This is a genomic window from Streptococcus sp. C300 (assembly GCF_000187645.1).
Taxonomy (GTDB): Bacteria; Bacillota; Bacilli; order Lactobacillales; family Streptococcaceae; genus Streptococcus; species Streptococcus oralis_CQ.
This window is the reverse complement of sequence record NZ_GL732466.1, coordinates 293,432-296,868: the sequence shown is the minus strand read 5'-3', so window position 1 is coordinate 296,868 and position 3,437 is coordinate 293,432. Positions and strand designations below refer to the sequence as shown.

Genomic DNA, 3,437 nt, shown 5'->3' with positions numbered 1-3,437 from the left:
TTATGGACGCCAACTAGGAAGCTTCTATACAGAGGCAGAATGTAAGGGAGTTGGCCAGATTCCCATGACCTTTATCCGTGGACCGATTATCAGCAGTGTTGGAGAGGGTGTAGAAATTCTAGCAACAGTTGATGATCAAATCGTTGCAGCTCAAGAACAGAATATGCTGGTAACTTCTTTTCATCCAGAATTGACAGATGATGCTCGCTTGCACCAGTATTTTATCAATATGTGTAAAGAAAAAAGTTGAGAAAAGATTCTCAACTTTTTTACATGTAATAAACAATCGCGATATATTGAAGTGCAGATGCTGCTAGGATAAAGAGATGCCAAATCATGTGGAAATAAGGTTTTTTCTTAGCGTAAAATCCAGCTCCAACTGTATAACAGAGTCCGCCAGTTACCATGAGACTCCAGAAAATTGGCGTTGTTTGACTGATAATGGCAGGAATGATAGTTAGAACCAACCAGCCCATGATCAGGTAAAGGGCAAGGCTGAATTTCTCATTGACCTTTTTAGCAAAGATTTTATAGAGGATGCCAAAGATGGTCGTTCCCCACTGAATGGCAATGATCAGATAGCCAAACCAATTATTCATCAAAGTCAATACGACCGGCGTATAAGAGCCTGCGATAGCCACATAAATCATAGAATGGTCGATGATTCGCAAGACGTATTTGTGGGTCGAACCATAGGCCATAGAGTGGTAAATGGTTGACGAGAGGAACATGAGAAAGAGACTGATAACAAAGATAGAAACACCAAAAGATGATAAAAAACCATGTGCTTCATAACTATAGGTGGATGAAATAGGGAGTAGGATGAGCATGATAACGGCACCCACAGCATGGGTCACGCTATTAGCAATTTCCTCTCCAAAACTGAGTTTTTTACTGAGTTTTAGACTGGTATTCATTGGATTTCCTCCTCTTCTTTGATAAGGATTAAGTCTAGAGTTTGATGATAGAGTTTAACCGTTTGACAGCTAGTTTGGATAATAGGATTTTCTGGATCAATCCCATGGTTCATATAGTTCACAAAAGCGTCGTAGAGCTGGTCTGAGCTCGCTTGAGTTTGTAGAGTATTAAGTGTCTGAGCGATTTCTTGGATCGAAAAGACAGATTTGAGAGTAGTGATAGCAATCAAACGGGCAATTTGTTTACGTTGGTATTTTTTCTTGTCCGGCTTTGTCAAGTAACCATTTTTGACATAGTTATTAACCATGGATGCTGTTAGCCCCTTGTCTTTATCTGGAGAGATAGGAGCACAGACTTGATTGACATAAAGCAAAACCTGATCCAGATAGAGGTCAATGTTTGGAATGTCTTCCCATTTTGGGTAGGAAAAGATAGAATTCATTTCCAACTCCTTTTTATCTAGTTTCAATAACTAGATTATAAAATAATAAAAAACAAAAGTCAAGTTTCAACTGCTTGTAGAAAGCTTTAAATTATGCTATGATGAGAGAAACTAGTTAGAAATGAGGGGAAGAGATGGAGATTCGTTTAGCTTTTCCAAACGAAGTAGATGCGATTATGCAGGTGATGGAGGATGCCAAAAAGTGTTTAGCCAAGTCTGGTAGTGACCAGTGGCAAAATGGCTATCCAAATGCCGACATCATTATTGATGATATCATCTCTGGTCAAGCCTATGTGGCCTTGGAAGAGGAAGAACTGTTAGCCTATGCTGCTGTGACCAAGAACCCAGAGGAATCCTATGAAGGCATTTATGAAGGAAGTTGGCAGGGAGAAGAATCAGAATATCTGGTCTTTCACCGTATCGCTGTGGCAGCAGATGTCCAAGGGCAGGGAGTTGCGCAGACTTTCCTAGAAGGCTTGATTGAAGGATTTGATTACCTAGATTTTCGTTCAGATACGCATGCACAAAACAAGGCCATGCAGCATATCTTTGAAAAACTTGGATTCAGTCAGGTTGGAAAAGTTCCAGTTGATGGGGAACGCTTGGCCTATCAGAAATTAAAAAAATGAAGCAGAAAAAGTACGCAAAAATGCTCTACCCGTCGCCAATTGGGACCTTATCCTTAGTTGCTGACGAGCAATATCTCTATGGAATTTGGGTGCAGAACCAAACTCATTTTGAGAGGGGATTAGGGGATGAAACGATAGAAGAAGTTGGTAGCCATCCTGTATTAGAGCAAGTTATTTCCTATTTAGATACCTATTTCGAAGGCAGTGTTCAGGATCTATCTGACTTACCTTTGGCTCCCATTGGAACGGATTTTGAAAAGCGGGTCTGGGCTTACTTACAGGCCATTCCTTATGGTCAGACAGTAACTTATGGACAAATAGCGAAAGACTTGCAAGTGGCTTCTGCCCAAGCGATTGGAGGAGCAGTGGGGCGTAATCCTTGGTCCATCCTCGTACCCTGTCATCGTGTGCTGGGATCAGGCAATCGCTTGACAGGCTATGCATCTGGAGTCGAAAAGAAAGCCTGGCTCTTGCAACATGAAGGTGCAGCATTTCAAGAAAATAAAAAATAGAAAGAAAAGAAGATGTTAGAATTTATCGAATACCCAAAATGTTCAACTTGTAAGAAAGCAAAAAATGAATTGGATCAACTTGGACTGGAATACCAAGCTGTCCACATCGTAGAAGAAACACCAAGTGAAGAAGTGATTTTGAACTGGTTGGAAACTTCCGGTTTTGAAGTGAAACAATTTTTCAATACCAGCGGGATCAAATACCGCGAACTGGGCTTGAAAGATAAGGTGGGAAGTTTGTCAAAACAAGAAGCAGCCAAGCTTCTAGCGAGTGATGGTATGTTATTGAAACGTCCAATTTTGGTGGAGAATGGTGCTGTTAAACAAATTGGCTATAGAAAAACCTATGAGGACTTAGGTTTGAGATAGTTTTTATTTATCTCCTTGATAGGTAAAATATATAGCCTCCCTGTTTTAAAGTGTGATAAACTAGAAGATAGACAAAGTCTGAGTAGTCCGTAGCAAATAATTTGCTTGCGAGCAGAAGTATGATAGAATGAATCATTATCAGGAGAGGATGTTTTTATGACTGTTACAACATTTTTAGCATCAGATTGGTACCAACGTTTGATGCAACTCATTCCGGATGGTAAGCTCTTTAGTTTGCGTTCGGTCTTTGATGGAATTCCAAGGATTGTCCAGCAACTGCCTACAACCTTGATGTTGACGCTTGGAGGTGCACTCTTTGGTTTGCTACTTGCCCTGATTTTTGCTATTGTTAAGATCAATCGTGTTAAGATTTTATATCCCTTGCAGGCCTTTTTCGTCAGCTTCTTAAAAGGTACCCCAATCCTAGTCCAACTTATGTTGACCTACTACGGAATTCCTTTGTTATTGAAAGCTATCAACCAGCAATGGGGCACTGGTTTTAATATCAATGCGATTCCAGCGGCACTTTTTGCGATTGTGGCCTTTGCTTTTAATGAGGCAGCTTAT

7 protein-coding genes are annotated in these 3,437 nt (G+C 40.4%); 5 read left to right on the top strand and 2 right to left on the bottom strand.

Features of this window, described 5'->3' with window-relative positions; genetic code table 11:
- On the top strand, nt 1-250 hold a 250-nt coding region (gene pdxT, locus HMPREF0849_RS01545; RefSeq protein ID WP_009013504.1), incomplete at its 5' end, for a pyridoxal 5'-phosphate synthase glutaminase subunit PdxT.
- A 19-nt stretch (nt 251-269) separates the two neighbouring features.
- Here pdxT and trhA read toward each other — a convergent pair.
- Nucleotides 270-917, bottom strand: a complete 648-nt coding sequence (trhA, locus tag HMPREF0849_RS01540) for a PAQR family membrane homeostasis protein TrhA (RefSeq protein WP_001097974.1) — start codon at nt 915-917, stop codon at nt 270-272.
- Nucleotides 914-1,360: a DUF1836 domain-containing protein gene (locus HMPREF0849_RS01535; protein ID WP_001084367.1), complete on the bottom strand. Its 447-nt coding sequence runs from the start codon at nt 1,358-1,360 to the stop codon at nt 914-916. Before HMPREF0849_RS01535 ends, trhA begins: the two co-directional genes overlap by 4 nt.
- A 134-nt stretch (nt 1,361-1,494) precedes the next feature.
- Here HMPREF0849_RS01535 and HMPREF0849_RS01530 point away from each other — a divergent pair, with 134 nt between their 5' ends.
- From HMPREF0849_RS01530 to HMPREF0849_RS10140, 4 genes are all read left to right on the top strand, one after another.
- Entirely contained in the window at nt 1,495-1,989 is a 495-nt protein-coding gene (locus HMPREF0849_RS01530; RefSeq protein WP_000405844.1) for a GNAT family N-acetyltransferase, read from the top strand.
- On the top strand, nt 1,986-2,501 hold the full coding sequence (locus tag HMPREF0849_RS01525; RefSeq protein WP_000810630.1) for a methylated-DNA--[protein]-cysteine S-methyltransferase: 516 nt from the start codon (nt 1,986-1,988) through the stop codon (nt 2,499-2,501). The genes HMPREF0849_RS01530 and HMPREF0849_RS01525 overlap by 4 nt, the downstream gene beginning before the upstream one ends.
- 12 nt (nt 2,502-2,513) lie before the next feature.
- Nucleotides 2,514-2,870 carry an arsenate reductase family protein gene (locus tag HMPREF0849_RS01520; RefSeq protein WP_000889073.1) on the top strand — a complete coding sequence of 119 codons (357 nt, stop codon included), beginning with the start codon at nt 2,514-2,516 and terminating at the stop codon, nt 2,868-2,870.
- Nucleotides 2,871-3,026: 156 nt separating this feature from the next.
- Nucleotides 3,027-3,437, top strand: a 411-nt coding sequence (locus HMPREF0849_RS10140; RefSeq protein WP_009013503.1) for an ABC transporter permease subunit, incomplete at its 3' end; no start/stop codon positions are given.